Genomic DNA, 16758 nt, shown 5'->3' with positions numbered 1-16758 from the left:
TGAGAAATAATCATGGGAATTCCTTCCACAATATGGTAATATAGGCGTATCATTGAAAGTGAGGATGCCATCCATGAGGCTGAACTGGCGTAAAATTGTTTTGATCGTCGTATGTGCAGAGTTATTATTTATCTATTGGAACGGCATCAGTGCTATTTCTTTCAAGAAGCAAGAAGTCACTCACCCTAGTACCACATCACAACCGGTGCCTCCGTTAACGCAAATAAAACCAATTACTCCTGGCAAATTAAGCGAGTCTGACTTCTATATACCAGATCAAAAAGCATCTTAAAGTTAAATAAGGGGTAAGCTTCGCTCACCCCGAACCACAAGTTCTTATATGTTAATGAAAAACGCTCTAAGCTATTGCTAGCTTAGAGCGTTTTTGCGTACAAAGTTGTTGAAAGTGCAACAATTTCAGCCTAAAACTCGCCGTTCTCCCTTCGTTGTTGCATAATGTACAACCCTCACGTAAGCTGTATGACTCTAAAATCGAATTTTAGTGTTATACCTACCAGTTGTGAGGAGGCCTAATGAATCAATCGACAGTCTCCGTATTACTTCACTCGTGCTAAAGCCAAACCATCATAAGCGGGCAGGATGGTACTTTCCAAACGCGGATCAGAGGCGATCAGCTGATTGAAAGTACGCATTGCTTGAACCGATGCTTTGGTTTGGTTCGTGTCGACGACTTTTCCTCGCATCAGCGTGTTATCCCCAGCAATAATGGCGCCAGGATTCGCCAGCTTGATTGCAAGCTCCAAATAATTCGGATAATTCACTTTGTCCGCATCAATAAAAAAGAAATCAAATCGCTCTCCCTGCTCAAGAAGATCATTCAGGTGAATGAGCGCTTCGCCAATCCGGTACTTAACGAGCTCGCCAAGGCCAGCTTCGGTCAGATTTTGCTTGGCTACATCGGCAAATTCTTGTTTTAATTCGAGCGAAGTCAGCTTGCCGCCCTCTTTCAAGCCTCTAGCCAAACAAATCCCGCTATAACCGCCTAAAGCACCTATTTCCAACACCTTCGTTGCGCCAATCATCGTGACCAGCATAGTAAGCAATCGGCCGTATCCAGGTGCAATCGATATTTCGGGCATATTTTGGGTGCGAATGACTTCCTTAACTCGCTCTAGAACTGTATCCTCTTCGTATAAACCCTCCATATAGCTCTCAGCTGTTATGGTTTCCATGTTTTATCCTCCTTAGAAAAGCATCAAAGCATCCACTTTGCGTGTTTCGTTTGTAAGTGTAACCTATTTGTCCTATACTTGTTAATTGTATGAGTTTTATGAGCGATGCACAACCCGGATGGAAGGAATCTAAACATGCCACAACAAATTGAACTAATCGCAACTTGCCCAATGGGACTTGAGGCCATCGTTGCTCGTGAAATCCGTGATCTTGGCTACAACGAGGTGACTGTCGAGAATGGGCGTGTCCGTTTTCTCGGCGACGAGCTGGCCATCTGCCGCACCAATCTTTGGCTCAGAACCGCCGATCGCATCTTGGTAAACATGGGCCAATTTAAGGCCGTGACTTTCGATGAGCTTTTCGAAGGCACCAAAGCGCTTGCTTGGCCGGACTGGATTCCGAACGATGCCGAATTCCCTGTGGAAGGGCGTTCCCATAAGTCACAATTATCTAGCGTTCCCGCTTGCCAAGGAATCGTGAAGAAAGCCGTCGTGGAGAAGCTGAAGTCTCGCTACGGAACCGAGTGGTTCCCTGAGAACGGGGCACGCTACGTGATCGAAGTCGCACTCCTGAACGATATTGCAACGCTGACGATCGACACTACCGGCGCCAGCCTGCACAAGCGCGGCTACCGTAAGCTTGTGACCGAAGCTCCGCTCAAGGAGACCATGGCGGCTGCGATGATCCTCCTCAGCCGTTGGAAGGTCGATAGACCGCTCTACGACCCGTTCTGCGGGTCTGGAACGATCCCGATCGAGGCAGCTATGATCGGATGGAACATCGCGCCAGGACTGCGGCGCAGCTTCCCTAGCGAGGCGTGGGGCAATATCCCACGCAAGCTGTGGGACAAGGCTCGCGACGAGGCCTTCGACGCGGTTAAAGATGATGTTCCGCTGAACATCATCGGCAGTGACATCGATCCCTCTGCCATCGAAGTGGCTGAGGCTGCCGCGAAGGCCGCCGGCTTGACGAAGCAGTTCAAGCTGCTCGTGGAACCAGTAGCCAAAGCCCGCCCGCGCGGCGACTACGGCTGCTTGATCACCAACCCTCCCTATGGAGAACGGCTTGGTGAAGCGCAAGATGTAGAGGTGGCGCTACGCCAGCTCGGAGCACTCACAGCTCCTATGCCTTCATGGAGCATGTTCATCTTAAGCCCGAGCACACAGCTCGAGCACTATATGAACCGCCGCGCGGATAAGAAGCGCAAACTATTTAATGGACGTATCGAGTGCAACTTGTTTCAGTATCTTGGACCATTGCCACCGCGCAGACAAACGGACAAGTGAAATAAAAATCCCTCAACGGCTCATCCGACCGAACTGCATTGCATGCAGCGGTCAGACCAAGCTAGTGAGGGATTTTATTTTATAAACAAAAACCAAATCAATAACGCCCATAGGGGAATGGACACAAGTATACTCCATAGGCAGCCTTTGGCAAACCGCAGCTTCGGCTCCTGTTCTGTCCTTTCTTGGCGATCATTTCGCATGTTTCACCAACTCCAAGGGCAGCCCATCCGGATCTGCAAAAAAAGTATATTGGTCACCGGTAATAGGATCAATCCGCACCGGTTCTACCGCAATCCCCTTGCTCTCAAGTTCTTTAACGCTTTGTTCCATATTCGGCACGACAAAAGCCAAATGCCTAAGACCCCTTGCCTCAGGCTGGTTAACTCGCAGCGGAGGGTTCGGAAATGAAAACAACTCGATCTGCTGCTCGGTCTTCCCGATGCGCAAATCCAACTTATAGGAGTCACGTTCTGCACGATACGTTTCGTGAATGACCGTTAATCCAAGTAAATCGACATAGAAGTGTTTCGATCGCTCATAATTAGAGCTAATGATCGCCACATGATGAATTTGTTCTAACTCCACTCCATTCCCCCCTGTCCCCATTTCGTGAAAAACCGCATTCCGGGAACTCCCCATCCTGCGGTCCGTTTCATTTATTTTATCCGTCTGTTCTCATCGTTTCAACAATTTTCTTCAAAACTTCCTCAGCATGCACATAGTCAACTTGGCAAGTACCTGCTGCATGATGACCGCCTCCACCATTTTGGAGCATCAAGTTACCAATATTCGTTTTCGACGAGCGATTCACAATGCTGTGACCACAAGCAAAGACGCAGTTTTGTTTATTTCGGCCATCGACGATCCAAATCGAGATATTTTGCTCCGGATAAAGAGCATACACCATGAAACGGTTCCCTGGATAGATGGTTTCCACATCACGAAGATCGGTAATAATAACATTGCCTTCCGTCCGCGTATAGGTTTGAAGCATATCACGATATAAAGCATCTAATTCAAAATATCGCGCCACACGCTCTTTCACATCCGGCAATTCCATAATCTCATGAACGGACATCGTTGCACAGTGCTCCACAAGATCTTCCATCAATTGATAATTACTGATCCGATAATCGCGATAACGCCCCAACCCCGTTCGAGCATCCATGATAAAAGATAATAGATCCCATCCGCTTGGATTCAAAATATCTTCTTTGCTGAACTGAGCCGAATCCGCTTTATCCACCCCGCGCATAATATCATCGATATCTCCGAAGGTCTCACGCCCTCCATAGTAATCATAAACAACACGTGCCGCACTTGGCGCGATTCGGGTTTCCCCTTTGAATTCAACCTTTTCGCCCATCCGCTCAAGTTCACTGGAATGATGATCGAACCATAAGCCACAACCCGCTACATAAGGGACATTGGCCAAAATATCGTTTTCCGAAACCTCTATCAAACCGTCCTGCATATCTTTGGGATGGACGAATTTCATTTCATTCACTATGTTTAACTTTTTGAAAAGCATCGCGCATACTAAACCATCAAAATCCGAACGTGTGATTAATCTCATGCTATGTATCCCCCTAATAATAGTTCCAAAGCACTACTAAAACCTTCGACATTCATTATATCAGCTCGTGTCAATTTGTGACAATCATTTTGTCTTTATAAATCCCTTTCAGCTGGAAATAAAAAAACGGTACGCCTATATAGGCTGTACCGTTCTTAATTTGGATGATAAGCATTGATAAAGTCTTGTCAAAAATGCTTCAATTTGCGGCATCGGCGGCATTTTTACAGAAAGCTTAACCTCGCCCTTCCAGTAGAAAATCAAGATGCTATTGTTTCTCCCGTGAAACATTTCAACATCCCAACAAGCTTCATTTAACGCGTATACTTCCCGATTAATCATGAGCTTTGGTCCATCCGAGGAAGGCACCAAACGGGCAACATGATTACCACATAGCGAAGTCACTTTTTGTTCTTCTTGTAGTATTCCTTCTGATTGCATGCTGCTGGATCCTCCTATTATTTTCACATTAATTTGTTATGACAGAGAAAAACCCCACCCTAGTGAACCGATCGGAGGGGTTCTGATGTTGATACCCAATCGTTCGGCGGCTGGCTGGCTGCGAGTCCGGTTTGCAGGACAAGGAAGCCCCTTTAGCTTTGCGTCACTGGCTTTCGCCAGCTTTGCCTTTGTCGAGATGTCTTACTAAATATCTGAAGAGCTAACAGTAATAAATATCTACACTCTCAAGGATACGGGAACTTGTTTTGAAATCGAATAGTTCTTAAGAACTAATTTTGCATTATTTTTCAAAAATTTTCTTTTTTCGACGTATTTTTCAACATCATTTGACGAATTGAGCCTCTCCAGTAGAAAATGGATCCCGTAATCGTAAGAACTGCCATGAGAACGTACAACGTATTTCCACCATAAGAAACAAGCAAGAACCCACCTACCCAAGGTCCAATAAAGTGGCCTATATTCGTTAATGTTTGAGCGCCAAAATACGTGCCACGCATATGCTCGGGAGCTAATTTGTCAATCAACATATTAGCAGCGGGGTAATTTAGAATCTCACCAAGGGTGAAAATACCCATCGAAATAATAAGCCACACCAGCGAGTGGGAAAACGCAAAGCCAACATCCCCTAACGCAAACATTAGGTTGCCAATTACAATTGCAGCAAGCGGCGTGTACTTTTCTACCAAACGAGTAAGTGGAATCTGCATGGCAATAACGACGATTGCATTCACACTCATCAAGATCGCAAACATTTTCACACCATCGACAAAACTCTGCTCCAGATATTGCGAAAGTGTCACCATCACCTGGGAGTATCCGATAGCACCAATAATGCCACCAAGGATATACAAGCGAAAAGTCATATCACTGCGAATCACTCGCACAGCAGAACCAAAGGTAACCGAAGATTTCTTCTCACCCTCGATTTTCTTGATGCCAAAAGCGATGAGCAGTGCGTAAAGGGTGACCGCATAAATAAAATAAATGATTCCTGTGATGAGAAAAGGCAGCGCACCGTTCATTGTAGCGAAAAAGGCACCCAAAAGTGGTCCGACTGCAACACCAAGATTAATAGCCATGTACCGCATCGAAAATACTTTAAGTCGCTTCGCAGGTTCTGTAAGGTCTGCCATCAACGCCTGCGAAACGGGCTCATAAAAGGATCGGCACAAGCCGTTCAGCATATTGAGCAGCATAAACAGGATTGGTAGTTTAACCATGCCGAAGCCTAAGAAGACGAACGCCCAGCCGAAAAGAGCTGCTAGCATAATAATGCGTCTTCCGAATCGGTCCGATAAGGTGCCTCCTATAAAACCGCCTACGGTCCCAGCCAAAGAACCCATTCCAATGACAATTCCGATCATCACCGCACTCATCGACGTATGTCTGGCTAAATAAATCGCTAGAAAAGGCAAACTCATGGAAGACGCAGCCCTAGCCATAACGGTTCCAAGAATTAACGTATGTACAATGGGATGATAAGAATTTAGAAAACCACGTAATCGATTCATTTGAGATGACTCCTATCGCTGTTTAATTTACCGCAGGTCAAGAAATCGACACCGAATTTCAATTATACACGAAAAATGACGATATGTGTCTCCAAAACAAAAAACACTCTCCGACGGAGAGCGCAAAAAAGCGTGTCTATTGTGTTCATAGTGTCCATGCGCCACTTTCCCACTTGAAGCCCAGTCGGGTCATGCGATTCCACGAACGGTATGCTGCTTCCACGGGCTTACGTTAACTGCCGCCGCAACCAGATCCGCAGCTCGACCCTGACGAGCAAGAAGACCCTGAACCGGAGCTGCAACTGCTGCCGCCACCGCCTTGATCTCCGGAACTATCACTACTGCCTCCAGAACCCCCACAACCTGAGGAAGAACAGTTGCTATGCTTATCTTTTGGATTCAATTCATTCAGAGGCCACTGAGAGTCCATCCCGCTTGTATAGTTATCATTATCCTGAATGGAGAAGAACATCATGGCTCCTGCCATATACACCATGTTGTTCGGGTTTGTTAGTGAATCCTTCCAGCCTGTGTCCTCAAACCTGCGGCTGTTCGCTGAATGTCTGGCTTCGTTAATCGCCTGCGTGATGAGCATGCGGATCGTCTCTGCAACTTCTGGATATCGCTTCGCCTGCTCCATATCGAACCATTGCTCGGCGATTTCTTCTTCATTGGCTCTGCGAAGCAAATCTGTTCGCTGCTCATCCAGCGGATTGCGGAAAAATCCATTCCAGCACCGCGAACTCGTTGGAGCGAACTCGAACAAGTGCGCATATACCCAATCGAACCATGCACGTTCACCCGGCATTTGCTTCGGTTCACGTTCAGGTGAATGATGAATAACACCACCAGCGAATTGATCCCCGAACCGCTGATACTCTCTCGTAAACATCAGCATCTCATGCCAAATTTCATCGATTTCGCTGCTAAACATCGGAGTTCTTTTTAAAATGAGATTCATCAGGAAAAATCGCTTTAATTCGAACCATTTACAAGCAAACTCGTCATCGGACATGGAAGGATTTCCAGCTTTTACGCGATATTGGAGTCTTTCTACATAATCTAGTGGAAGTGCACTATTCAGCTTAGTAACGATACGTTCTAACGGAACACCTTCTAGCAAACCGAGCCCTTGGGGTAGATCTGAAGCTCGAAAGTCCGGTTTGGATTTCCCTACGCGACTTCTCTTGGACGGTTTGGGTGATTTTCGGAATAAAAAACGGAACATATGGCATCCCTCCCTATTTCCAATATAACACAGTAATGTAAAGAGAAGAATAACGTCGGTTGGAAAACATTGTATTTAGGCCCTATAATAATAGAATGGAGGTGCTGAAGGATGAAAATAGCAGTAACCGGTGGCAGCGGGTTTATTGGCAAACGATTGATAGTTCATTTGCAGCAGCAAGGTCATGAAGTCATCAATATTTCACGTTCACCCAGAGCTGTTGTCGAGCATGTACGCACCGTCACTTGGGATCAACTAAAGACGGATTCGAGCGCATTCGCAGGACTGGATGCCATCGTAAATTTAGCTGGGGAGTCGATTAATCAGCGTTGGACAGCTGCAGCCAAAGAACGAATCGTTGGGTCTCGTCTAAAGGCGGCTGAGCAAGTGGCTCAGCTTATAGAACGCATGGAAGTGAAACCGAAAGTCGTCGTTAATGCTTCAGGAATGTCCGTTTACGGTACCTCAGAAACCGAAACCTTTGACGAGCGAAGTCCGCACCAGCCTGTCGATTTCTTATCGAGGGTAGTCGAAAAGTGGGAAGGCGCGGCTGATCAGATACAGGGAACACGCATCGTAAAAGTCCGTGTTGGACTTGTTCTAGATGGCAAGGAAGGCGCATTCCCCAAAATGGCATTGCCTTATAAGCTTGGTATTGGCGGTCCCATAGGCAACGGTAAGCAATGGCTCTCCTGGATTCACATCGATGATATGGTGAGGCTTATCGATTTTTGTATTCAGAACGAAGCCATTATCGGCCCTGTTAATGCGACAGCTCCAAATCCAGTCACCAATAGGGAGTTTGGACGGGCATTAGCGAAAGCGATGCGAAGACCTAATCTATTCCCACTTCCTGCTTTTATTTTAAAAATGATTTTCGGTGAGTTATCTACGCTGCTTTTAGAAGGTCAGAAGGTGCTCCCACGCGCATTATTAGAGCATGGCTTTACGTTTAAGTATGCTTTCGTAGACAAAGCCCTCGCTGATATTGTTTAAATAATAAAACCCAGACCACCGAGTACGCCTCGATGAGCTGGGTTTTCGTTTACTTTATTTCGTGGATAAGTCGTCTGAAACTTGAATAAGTTGTAATTGAGTTGGCGCGCTTGTTAGTGTCAATACGCCTTTATCATCATAGCTAATACCGAAGTCATTGTCGTTTACAATCGCAATTGTATTCTTGTCAACAACCGTCAGGCCTTCAATCTTCTCATACGGGTATCCTAGTTTAGCAATATCTACAATCAATTCTTTGCTAACTGGTTGAATACCTTGGTCTTTGAGCTGCTGAACGGATAAGCTTTCCAGGTTTTTGCTTGTATCTTTTCCTAAAATATTCGTAGCCTTAGAGAAATCGGATTTGTAAATTCGTTTCAATTGTGCGTCAGCACCCGCATTCTTATCACGCTCATCAACTAGCAGCACATCACTGGATAGTGCGGAGAGATCACTGATCACGATATCTTTTTGGTTCACTTTGACGAACATGCCAGCTTGTTCAGCCACATAAACATACTCACCCACAATTTGTTTCGTGGCTAGGTCCATTTTGAGGATACGCAGATTTCTGGAAGATTCCCCTGTTTTCTTATCCGGATTTGCCATTGGACTTTGAATGGACGTGTACAAGAATTTGCCGTCTGGGGAAATCGTCACACCTTCGAATCCACGGTTGGAAATACGCGTATTGTATACCTCAGGCAGTGTATCAAAAATTGGCGTTTGAGCACCGGCTTGAACGAGCTTGTCTTTAGCGCCTTTAGGAACGTAACGTCCTAGTATCGTGCCATCACGTTTTACTTGAAGAATGGAAGGGCGATATTCATCTGAAACCCAAAATGTATCGTCAGATGGGCTATAAGCAATACCTTCCAGATCAAGACCATCCGGATCATAAGCCAGCTTCGTAACACCTTTCTCATCGTACGGCACTTCATCGATTCCAACTAAGTTCGGCAGTCCTGTTATGTATTTGCTGTTGCTTACTTTATCTAATTTGCCATCCGGAAGCGATAGTTTAATCGTCTCCAAGATTTCAATGTTTCCGTTCGTAATTTTGAATTTATATATACGTGGAATATAGTTATCGATCGGGAATGTGCGCAGTTTATCTTTACCTACTTCACCGTTAGGTCCACGATCCGCCAACGTATAGAACGTATCTGCAGCATCTTTAGGTAAGTGAATAAGACCTGAGAACCCACCTTCTTGAATACCTTTATCAAGCACAGGAGCATTTTTCCATTCAAATTTACCAGTTACTTTAGGAATATCTTTGAGCGAGATGGATTGATTCCATTCATTCCATTCAACCTGTTTACCAAGCGCTTCGCCAATGGTACGAAGTGGAACATATGTGCTTCCGTCTATAACAACGGGATCTTTATCAAGCGTAAGCGTTTTACCGCCGGAAGTTAATTGAAACTTCACAGCGATAGCCTCCAACGCAGCTTGTCCTGCGGATACGACAGTTGTTGTAGAAACGGCGCAGATGGCCGCAAGTACAATAAGCAGTCGTTTTCTTCTGAGTAATCTTTTCATATGAACCCTCCATCATCTAATAAACTTTCACTGTGATAAGCATAATGTTTATATATTCGTGGAGTGTCAGAGGGATATGTAAAAATTGTAAATTTAAAAATAGCTTTTCAAACTCATTAAAATTGTGTACAATTAATTTGTGTAAAATAAGACAAAGAAGGTGACCCTTTTGAACGTTCATCAATTTACAGTTCGCACGATCCGCGGTGAAGATAAGTCTCTTGCTGATTACCAAGGTCAAGTGCTGCTTATTGTGAATACCGCTACAAAATGCGGTTTTGCTCCTCAATTCACAGGACTTCAAGAGCTCCATGACACATATAAAGAACAAGGTTTTAGCGTGTTAGGATTTCCGTGCAATCAATTTAAGGACCAGGAACCCGGCGATGATGCTCAAGTCGAGCAAGCTTGCCAAATTAATTTCGGTGTTAATTTTCCGTTGTTCTCCAAAATCAATGTTAACGGCGCAGACACCCATCCGCTTTACCAATACCTTAAAAAGCAGGCTTCGGGTCTTCTCGGCTCAAGCATTAAATGGAATTTCACAAAGTTTTTAGTCGATCAGCAAGGCAATGTGATTAAACGCTTCTCCCCTACCACTTCTCCAAGCAAAATAGACAGCCAAATTCGCAAGCTCTTAGAGAAATCAGCTGTTCATGCTTAATCCTATTGGAATGTAAAAAAGCATCCAACCCTAAAACGGGCGGATGCTTTTTCTTATTTTACATACTTTTTTACTTTTTCAATCACTTCGTCTTCTGTTGCTGCTGTCACATAGCGTCCATTAATAAAAATAAATGCAAATCGAGAACAAGGACCGCAATATGATTTGCAGGCAACTTTGACTTCAGCATCGGGTGCAATGACACTTATCTTAGAAAGGGCGGTCTTCACTTTCATGTGTTTGCATTTATCACAAATGCGAATATCATTGCGCATTAGTGGTCTCCGTGATTCCCCTTGCTTGGGTTCGTAATCATGAAGCCTTCTTCTGGTGTGTAGAAGTAATCAATACGGATACCATCCAGCAAAGGTTCATTTTTATCTAGAATAACGTCAATACCTTTATCTGTGCTTACAAGGACGTCATTTTCTGATTTATCGTCAAGACCCAAACCATAGTGAGCATGGTCACCGTGCGAATGAGTCACTTGTACGCGAACCAATAATCCTTTGTTTTCTTCTTTATCAAGCTCCAATTGAAGTACTTTAGCAGCATTACGAGAAATTTTGACGTTCATATGTACACATCTCCTGAAACTTTAATTTTTATTTCTTATTGTAAAGAATCTAAGGCACGAAATCAACCTTTGTCCCAAGTCACCCTTACTTCTTGCTAATTCACTAAACGAACTTTAAAATACATAGTAGTGAGCACAAAGAGTACTAATTACACGGAAGTAACTAACTTACTTTAAAGTTAGTTCCATACATTCAATTTGAAAGGAAGCGGTCTTATGTCAACCCTTGAGAATGAAAAAGTCGCTCCACTCAGCAACTATGTTCCTAAAGTACCCAAAGAAATCGAATGTTCGGTTGAAAGAACACTTGAAGTTATTGGCGGAAAATGGGCTTTTCTCGTGCTTCGCGAATTATTTTGCGGAACGAAGCGTTTCGGCGAGCTGCAGCGCCAGATAACTGGAGTCAGCCCTAAATCATTAACGGATATCCTTCGTCACCTCGAGGAACATGGGGTTTTGGAACGAATGGCTTACCCTACGGTTCCTGTTACGGTTGAGTATACCTTGACACCGAAAGGCCAGGATTTGCATCAAATAATAAAAGAAATGAAGTTATGGTCAGCAAAGTGGACATAATGAATAATTAGGGAATCTCACCAGAGGAGTGGAGCAAGATGATCACAATCAAATCAAAAGAACAAATTGAAAAGATGGGCAGAGCGGGTCGCATCCTGGCTGATTGCCATAAAGAAATTGCCAAAATGATTCGACCTGGTATAACCTCCTGGGAAATCGACCAATTCGTAGAGGGCTTTCTGACTAAGCACGGGGCCACTCCTGAGCAAAAAGGGTATCACGGTTATCCATATGCCACTTGTGCATCCGTCAACGACGTGATCTGTCACGGTTTTCCTAAAAAGGAGCCCCTGAATGACGGCGATATTGTAACCATCGACATGGTTGTACGTATAGATGGTTGGTTGGCAGACTCCGCGTGGTCTTATGCGGTGGGTAACATTTCTCCAATTGCCGAGAAATTGCTGCAAGTAACGAAAGAATCTCTATACAAAGGAATTGAGCAAGCCGTTCCCGGCAACCGTATCGGCGATGTGTCGCATGCCATCCAAGTGTATGCTGAATCGCATGGTTTTTCCGTTGTAAGAGATTTTATCGGACACGGGATTGGTTCCGAAATGCATGAAGAGCCGCAAGTGCCTCATTATGGACCAGCAGGCAAAGGGCCGCGGATTAAAGAAGGCATGGTCTTCACGATTGAACCGATGCTAAATGTAGGTAAATACCACTCCAAAGTAGATCAAGATGGATGGACAGCAAGGACTTATGACGGCAGTTTGTCCGCTCAATATGAACATACGATTGCGATCACGAGTCAAGGGCCGATTATTTTAACCGAACAATAATGATACCGGAGGAACATGCATGATTTCTTTTTACAAGAAATATTGGAGGACAGCCTTTGACATTGCTCTCATTGTTCTAACCGTCTATTTATTCATGCTGTTATTTAGTTACCTGTATCGCATCGCTACCCCTATCTTTCTGGCTCTGATCATTTTTATGATGATCGAGCCTTTTGCTAGGTTTTTGAACCGCAAAGGGATACGTAAGTCAATCGCATCGGCGATTTCGACCTTAGTATTCGTCCTTATTATCCTTGGCGCACTGACCGGTGCCGCTGTCATTTTCACCAGCCAGATCATGAGTCTTGTCGATAAGGTGGATGAATATCAAGCGGTGTTCAACGATCAAATTGTGCAAAAAATTAGCGAATTGAATAACCAATTCCAAGCGCTGCCAACTGACGTTATTGTGAAAGCCAAAGATTATGCCGGGCAATTCGCAGGTAATGCCTCCAAGTTTATCATTGCTTTCTTATCTGGATTGGTAGCCTCGCTAACATCCTTCTCAACCTTCATGTTCAACTTCATCGTCGGGATTATCTTAGCCTACTTCCTAAGCATTGAAATTGATTCTTGGAAACGCCTTGCAGGTGAAAAAACACCAAAAACCTTCAAATCCGTCTTCTTTTTTCTCAAAGAAAATGTCGTGAAGGGTATCGTCTCCTACATAAAAGCGCAAGCCAAACTAATCAGTTTGACGTTCGTTGTTGTATTTTTCGCCTTGCTCATGCTCGGCGTTAACAATGCTTTCTCCATCGCGCTGTTGTCAGCAATATTCGATGTACTGCCATTGCTCGGCGTTTCCACATTGTTCATTCCGTGGATCATCTACCTGTTTATTGTTGGCCAAACGACTCTAGCGATCTGGCTCAGTTCCTTACTCCTAGTCGTCATCCTCGTCAGACAAATTATGGAGCCAAAGATTACTGGGGAATCACTTGGGGTATCGGCCTTTACGACTTTAGCCTTCATGATTGTATCCCTTTCGCTCTTTGGATTTGCAGGGGTCATCCTTTCGCCTGTACTGATCATTCTAATCAAAGCTCTGTATACGCAAGGCTACCTCCAACGCTGGATTCGTAAGCCTGAAGATGAGTATGTTCAAGGTAAATTACCTTATAGCGGAACTTAATGTCCCGCGTCAACGAAAAAGGCTCCAGCTTTTCCTCAGGAAAAGTTGGGGCCCTTTTTTTATACGCGATGCCTGCTTCGGTATATCGATGGAGCCATGCCCATTTTTTGCGTAAAAACGCGACTCAAATAAAAGCCGTTTTCGAATCCGCATTTCTCGGCAATCGCATCCAAAGTAAGCGTTGATCCCTCCAACAAATGACGAGCTCTTGTGAGACGCATCTCATTCAAAAACTCAGAAGGTGTTTGTCCGAACGCCCTGCGAAACTTACGGGTGAATTGTACGGGGGTTAGTCCCAGCGTTACCGCCAAATCAAATAGGGATAGGCTTGCATAAGCATATTCCGTCATGTACCTCCGAGCTTTCTCCATCAACAAATCGACTTCTGTGGAAGGGTCATCTTTGCGATCTTGCTCCATTTTGACCAAACGTAAAAAATCGTTCACCATGTGCTGTTTATGCAGCGTGCTCTCTTCATCCCAGCCGGGAAGCTGTCTCAAATAACGATAATTGGAAGATAAACGATCTGTGTCGTTAATCGTCAATTTCCCTTTCCAGAAGGCTTCATTGCCAAGACTAGGTTCAGGTATCCATACAAACTGCAGGAAGTGAAACGATAGGGGTTCGAGTGTTTTCCTCTGAAACACGGTATGGGGTGGACAGATGACAAAGTCTCCGAACTCCGCTTCGCCTTTCTGCTCCCCAACTCGATAGAAGAATCTCCCGTCTTCTACGGCAAATATCGTCCAACAAGGATACTCATCTTCTTCTAGCATAAACTCCACTTTACGGTGCCAATAGACATGGGAGATGAGCTTTATAGTCACATCACGAAACGCCACTGTTTCACCCCTTCCATATTGAAATAAAGTATATGTCTATTGTAACTGTCTGCATGTTCAATAGAAATAGGATATTCTACAATGAAATTAAAGATATCCTACAAACTAGTGAGGTGCTAAGTTATGAAGCATGAAATCGTTCAATCAAACATAACCGTAGTCGGCGGAGGATTAGCAGGTGTTTGTGCGGCAGTCGCTGCAGCTCGGTTAGGCCAAACTGTCTCTCTCGTCCAAAATCGTCCTGTCCTTGGCGGTAATGCCAGCAGCGAAGTTCGCGTCTGGGTATGCGGCGCTACCTCCCACGGTGTACATCGAAATGCTAGAGAAACCGGTATCATGGGTGAACTATTTGTGGAGAACCAGTACCGCAATATCGACGGAAACCCTTATATCTGGGACCTGATCGTATTGGAAAAAGTCAAAGCAGAGAAGAATATCACTTTGTTCTTGAACACGGATGTCCATGAAGTCCACGCCGATGGTGACGAGACCAATCGAACAATTCGTTCTGTCACAGGTTGGATGATGGGTTCTGAACGTCGTATTCGTTTCGATAGCCGTGTGTACCTTGATTGTACAGGCGACGGGTTAGTCGGTTTCCTCGCAGGTGCGAAATACCGCATTGGACGTGAAGCCCAAGAGGAGTTTAATGAGGAATGGGCACCGCTCGTCGCGGACGATATTACACTTGGAAGCACCCTGCTGTTCTATACAAAAGACGCAGGTCGACCGGTCAAATATATCGCACCAAGCTTCGCGAAAGACATCACACAAACCACCATTCCCATGAAACGCGTCATTCGCAGCGGAGATAATGGCTGTGCTTATTGGTGGATTGAGTGGGGCGGTGAGCATGATGTTGTACATGAAAATGAGCGAATCCGGGATGAGCTATCCTCCGTCATCTATGGCATTTGGGATTATATCAAAAATTCCGGTAAATTCGAGAGTGAAAACCTGACGCTCGAATGGATCGGCTCCATTCCGGGGAAAAGGGAATATCGTCGTTTCGTTGGGGACTACGTGCTCAATCAGAACGATATCATCGCACAGGAGCTGTTTGAAGACCGTGTCGCTTTCGGTGGCTGGTCCATCGATTTACATCCACCGCAAGGGATGTACGCCACAGCGAAAGGATCTAAACATATGCATATGGACGGCAATTATCATATCCCGTTCCGTTCCCTCTACTCCGTCAACGTGACGAATATGCTGATGGCAGGACGCAACATCAGCGCGTCCCACGTGGCCTTTGGTACGACACGCGTTATGGCGACATGTGCCGTGATAGGCGAAGCCGCGGGCACAGGAGCCGCGCTCTGCGCGGCAAAGGGCATCTCCCCTCGCGAGCTGCACAGCAGCCACTTAAGCGAGCTTCAGCAGACGCTGCTTCGACAGGATGCAGCCGTCCTCGGTCTGAAGAACGCGGATGCGGCAGACCTCGTCCTACGCGCTGAGATGACAGCGTCCAGCACCTTGACGCGACTTGCGCTCGAGCGATCTGCGTCGGTGCTGCCGCTGATCGCGCATGTGGCGCTTCTCGTGCCGGCAGATCCGTTCATTGACGGCATCGAGCTGCTGCTGGATGCTTCGGAGGCTACCGAGCTGACAGTCGAACTCTGGAGCACTGGGAAGCCGCAGAACTACGTCCCACACTCACAGGTGACGTCCATTCAGGTAGCTGTAGCCGAGGGTTCTCAGCAGTGGGTGAAGGCTTCCCTTTCTTGGCATCCTGACACCGCTCAGAATGCTTTTATCATTCTCAGAAGCAACCCGGCGCTTTCTGTCCATCTATCCGCCAGACCACAAACGGGTGTGCTTTCCTTCAAGCATGATGCTGCATCAAAAGATGCCGTAGATTTTGGTGATATGCATCATCATCAGCCGGTCATTGATTGGAGCGCGAAAGCATTCATTCGGAAGCCAATCTGCTTCCGTCTGCTCGCTCCCACATCCGCATTCGCAGCCGACAAAGCCGCCGATGGGTATAAGCGTCCTTACGGAGGCCCTCATCATTGGTCATCGGCTGGCCTTGAGGTCTCGCAGCCAGAGTGGCTTGAAGCCAGTTGGCCGGAGGCTGTCCGGATTCGCAGTGTACATCTTACTTTCAATGACGACGTGAACGAAGATTTAATTAATTTGCATCATCATCGGACGGTATTCGAGATCATTCCTGAACTGGTCAAAGACTATAAACTTCAGGCCTTCATCGGCGGCGACTGGACAACAGTGGCTGAGGGGCTCGATAATCATACGCGCAAGCATGTTCATCTTTTGCCGGAAGCTGTAACGACTGATCGACTTCGTGTGGTCGTTGAAGCGACGAACGGAGCGGAACGGGCAGAGATTGTTGAAATTCGTTGTTATAGTTGATAGAAGGA

General features: G+C 45.7%; 18 protein-coding genes and 1 riboswitch. Of the genes, 8 read left to right on the top strand and 10 right to left on the bottom strand.

Translation table 11 applies throughout. The features are described 5' to 3' along the window. The first annotated feature begins 73 nt into the window (after nt 1-73). Nucleotides 74-292 carry a hypothetical protein gene (locus GC098_RS01320; protein WP_171640252.1) on the top strand — a complete coding sequence of 73 codons (219 nt, stop codon included), beginning with the start codon at nt 74-76 and terminating at the stop codon, nt 290-292. 265 nt (nt 293-557) lie between these two features. Here GC098_RS01320 and GC098_RS01315 read toward each other — a convergent pair whose 3' ends face one another. Next, the gene (locus GC098_RS01315; RefSeq protein WP_171640250.1) at nt 558-1193 is read right to left on the bottom strand and encodes an O-methyltransferase; all 636 of its coding nucleotides are present in this window, start codon (nt 1191-1193) and stop codon (nt 558-560) included. Nucleotides 1194-1328: 135 nt separating this feature from the next. On the opposite strand from GC098_RS01315, the gene GC098_RS01310 reads away from it, so the two are divergent. Next, complete coding sequence (locus GC098_RS01310) at nt 1329-2480, top strand: THUMP domain-containing class I SAM-dependent RNA methyltransferase (protein ID WP_171640248.1); 1152 nt, start codon at nt 1329-1331, stop codon at nt 2478-2480. A gap of 192 nt (nt 2481-2672) precedes the next feature. On the opposite strand, the gene gloA2 is transcribed toward GC098_RS01310, so the two are convergent. The 5 genes from gloA2 to GC098_RS01285 all read right to left on the bottom strand — a co-directional run bounded on the left by gloA2 (nt 2673) and on the right by GC098_RS01285 (nt 7260). Next, nucleotides 2673-3068, bottom strand: coding sequence for an SMU1112c/YaeR family gloxylase I-like metalloprotein (gene gloA2, locus GC098_RS01305; RefSeq protein ID WP_171640246.1), 396 nt, complete (start codon nt 3066-3068; stop codon nt 2673-2675). 76 nt (nt 3069-3144) lie between these two features. Further along, nucleotides 3145-4059: an exopolyphosphatase gene (locus GC098_RS01300; RefSeq protein WP_171640244.1), complete on the bottom strand. Its 915-nt coding sequence runs from the start codon at nt 4057-4059 to the stop codon at nt 3145-3147. Between the two features lie 135 nt (nt 4060-4194). Continuing rightward, nucleotides 4195-4500 (bottom strand): hypothetical protein, encoded by a 306-nt coding sequence (locus GC098_RS01295; protein ID WP_171640242.1) that lies wholly within the window; start codon nt 4498-4500, stop codon nt 4195-4197. 102 nt (nt 4501-4602) lie between these two features. Next, nucleotides 4603-4697, bottom strand: a riboswitch (cyclic di-GMP riboswitch). A 111-nt stretch (nt 4698-4808) separates the two neighbouring features. After that, nucleotides 4809-6032: an MDR family MFS transporter gene (locus tag GC098_RS01290; protein WP_171640240.1), complete on the bottom strand. Its 1224-nt coding sequence runs from the start codon at nt 6030-6032 to the stop codon at nt 4809-4811. Between the two features lie 232 nt (nt 6033-6264). Then, nucleotides 6265-7260, bottom strand: a complete 996-nt coding sequence (locus tag GC098_RS01285; RefSeq protein ID WP_171640238.1) for a UCP032817 domain-containing protein — start codon at nt 7258-7260, stop codon at nt 6265-6267. Between the two features lie 111 nt (nt 7261-7371). On the opposite strand from GC098_RS01285, the gene GC098_RS01280 reads away from it, so the two are divergent. After that, the gene (locus GC098_RS01280) at nt 7372-8256 is read left to right on the top strand and encodes a TIGR01777 family oxidoreductase (protein ID WP_171640236.1); all 885 of its coding nucleotides are present in this window, start codon (nt 7372-7374) and stop codon (nt 8254-8256) included. A gap of 54 nt (nt 8257-8310) precedes the next feature. Here GC098_RS01280 and GC098_RS01275 read toward each other — a convergent pair whose 3' ends face one another. Next, on the bottom strand, nt 8311-9801 hold the full coding sequence (locus GC098_RS01275; protein WP_171640234.1) for an esterase-like activity of phytase family protein: 1491 nt from the start codon (nt 9799-9801) through the stop codon (nt 8311-8313). A 169-nt stretch (nt 9802-9970) separates the two neighbouring features. On the opposite strand from GC098_RS01275, the gene GC098_RS01270 reads away from it, so the two are divergent. Beyond that, nucleotides 9971-10465 carry a glutathione peroxidase gene (locus GC098_RS01270; RefSeq protein WP_171640232.1) on the top strand — a complete coding sequence of 165 codons (495 nt, stop codon included), beginning with the start codon at nt 9971-9973 and terminating at the stop codon, nt 10463-10465. 53 nt (nt 10466-10518) lie between these two features. On the opposite strand, the gene GC098_RS01265 is transcribed toward GC098_RS01270, so the two are convergent. Both GC098_RS01265 and GC098_RS01260 read right to left on the bottom strand, forming a co-directional pair. Further along, nucleotides 10519-10740 (bottom strand): YuzB family protein, encoded by a 222-nt coding sequence (locus tag GC098_RS01265; protein WP_047686255.1) that lies wholly within the window; start codon nt 10738-10740, stop codon nt 10519-10521. Beyond that, the gene (locus GC098_RS01260) at nt 10740-11042 is read right to left on the bottom strand and encodes a heme biosynthesis protein HemY (protein ID WP_029199372.1); all 303 of its coding nucleotides are present in this window, start codon (nt 11040-11042) and stop codon (nt 10740-10742) included. Before GC098_RS01260 ends, GC098_RS01265 begins: the two co-directional genes overlap by 1 nt. A 216-nt stretch (nt 11043-11258) precedes the next feature. Here GC098_RS01260 and GC098_RS01255 point away from each other — a divergent pair, with 216 nt between their 5' ends. From GC098_RS01255 to ytvI, 3 genes are read left to right on the top strand one after another with little or no spacing between them, the layout of a single operon-like run. Next, nucleotides 11259-11618 (top strand): winged helix-turn-helix transcriptional regulator, encoded by a 360-nt coding sequence (locus GC098_RS01255; protein WP_029199371.1) that lies wholly within the window; start codon nt 11259-11261, stop codon nt 11616-11618. Between the two features lie 38 nt (nt 11619-11656). After that, nucleotides 11657-12403 (top strand): type I methionyl aminopeptidase, encoded by a 747-nt coding sequence (gene map, locus GC098_RS01250; protein WP_171640230.1) that lies wholly within the window; start codon nt 11657-11659, stop codon nt 12401-12403. 19 nt (nt 12404-12422) lie between these two features. Beyond that, entirely contained in the window at nt 12423-13535 is a 1113-nt protein-coding gene (gene ytvI, locus GC098_RS01245) for a sporulation integral membrane protein YtvI (protein ID WP_171640228.1), read from the top strand. A 59-nt stretch (nt 13536-13594) separates the two neighbouring features. On the opposite strand, the gene GC098_RS41085 is transcribed toward ytvI, so the two are convergent. Next, a complete protein-coding gene (locus GC098_RS41085; RefSeq protein WP_171640226.1) occupies nt 13595-14377 on the bottom strand; it encodes a helix-turn-helix domain-containing protein in 783 nt (260 codons plus the stop codon). A 123-nt stretch (nt 14378-14500) separates the two neighbouring features. Here GC098_RS41085 and GC098_RS01235 point away from each other — a divergent pair, with 123 nt between their 5' ends. Then, nucleotides 14501-16750, top strand: a complete 2250-nt coding sequence (locus GC098_RS01235) for an FAD-dependent oxidoreductase (RefSeq protein ID WP_171640224.1) — start codon at nt 14501-14503, stop codon at nt 16748-16750. Nucleotides 16751-16758: the final 8 nt, after the last annotated feature.

Origin of the sequence: Paenibacillus phytorum, from assembly GCF_013141715.1 — a bacterium.
GTDB lineage: Bacteria > Bacillota > Bacilli > Paenibacillales > NBRC-103111 > Paenibacillus_E > Paenibacillus_E phytorum.
This window is presented reverse-complemented; position numbering and strand designations above follow the sequence as displayed.

Excerpts from the sequence above, each read along its gene's own strand:
- GC098_RS01320 (WP_171640252.1), top strand. The coding sequence starts at position 74 with ATGAGGCTGAACTGGCGTAAAATTGTTTTGATCGTCGTATGTGCAGAG.
- GC098_RS01315 (WP_171640250.1), bottom strand. The coding sequence starts at position 1,193 with ATGGAAACCATAACAGCTGAGAGCTATATGGAGGGTTTATACGAAGAG.
- GC098_RS01310 (WP_171640248.1), top strand. The coding sequence starts at position 1,329 with ATGCCACAACAAATTGAACTAATCGCAACTTGCCCAATGGGACTTGAG.
- GC098_RS01300 (WP_171640244.1), bottom strand. The coding sequence starts at position 4,059 with ATGAGATTAATCACACGTTCGGATTTTGATGGTTTAGTATGCGCGATG.
- GC098_RS01295 (WP_171640242.1), bottom strand. The coding sequence starts at position 4,500 with ATGCAATCAGAAGGAATACTACAAGAAGAACAAAAAGTGACTTCGCTA.
- GC098_RS01290 (WP_171640240.1), bottom strand. The coding sequence starts at position 6,032 with ATGAATCGATTACGTGGTTTTCTAAATTCTTATCATCCCATTGTACAT.
- GC098_RS01285 (WP_171640238.1), bottom strand. The coding sequence starts at position 7,260 with ATGTTCCGTTTTTTATTCCGAAAATCACCCAAACCGTCCAAGAGAAGT.
- GC098_RS01280 (WP_171640236.1), top strand. The coding sequence starts at position 7,372 with ATGAAAATAGCAGTAACCGGTGGCAGCGGGTTTATTGGCAAACGATTG.
- GC098_RS01275 (WP_171640234.1), bottom strand. The coding sequence starts at position 9,801 with ATGAAAAGATTACTCAGAAGAAAACGACTGCTTATTGTACTTGCGGCC.
- GC098_RS01265 (WP_047686255.1), bottom strand. The coding sequence starts at position 10,740 with ATGCGCAATGATATTCGCATTTGTGATAAATGCAAACACATGAAAGTG.
- GC098_RS01260 (WP_029199372.1), bottom strand. The coding sequence starts at position 11,042 with ATGAACGTCAAAATTTCTCGTAATGCTGCTAAAGTACTTCAATTGGAG.
- GC098_RS01255 (WP_029199371.1), top strand. The coding sequence starts at position 11,259 with ATGTCAACCCTTGAGAATGAAAAAGTCGCTCCACTCAGCAACTATGTT.
- map (WP_171640230.1), top strand. The coding sequence starts at position 11,657 with ATGATCACAATCAAATCAAAAGAACAAATTGAAAAGATGGGCAGAGCG.
- ytvI (WP_171640228.1), top strand. The coding sequence starts at position 12,423 with ATGATTTCTTTTTACAAGAAATATTGGAGGACAGCCTTTGACATTGCT.
- GC098_RS01235 (WP_171640224.1), top strand. The coding sequence starts at position 14,501 with ATGAAGCATGAAATCGTTCAATCAAACATAACCGTAGTCGGCGGAGGA.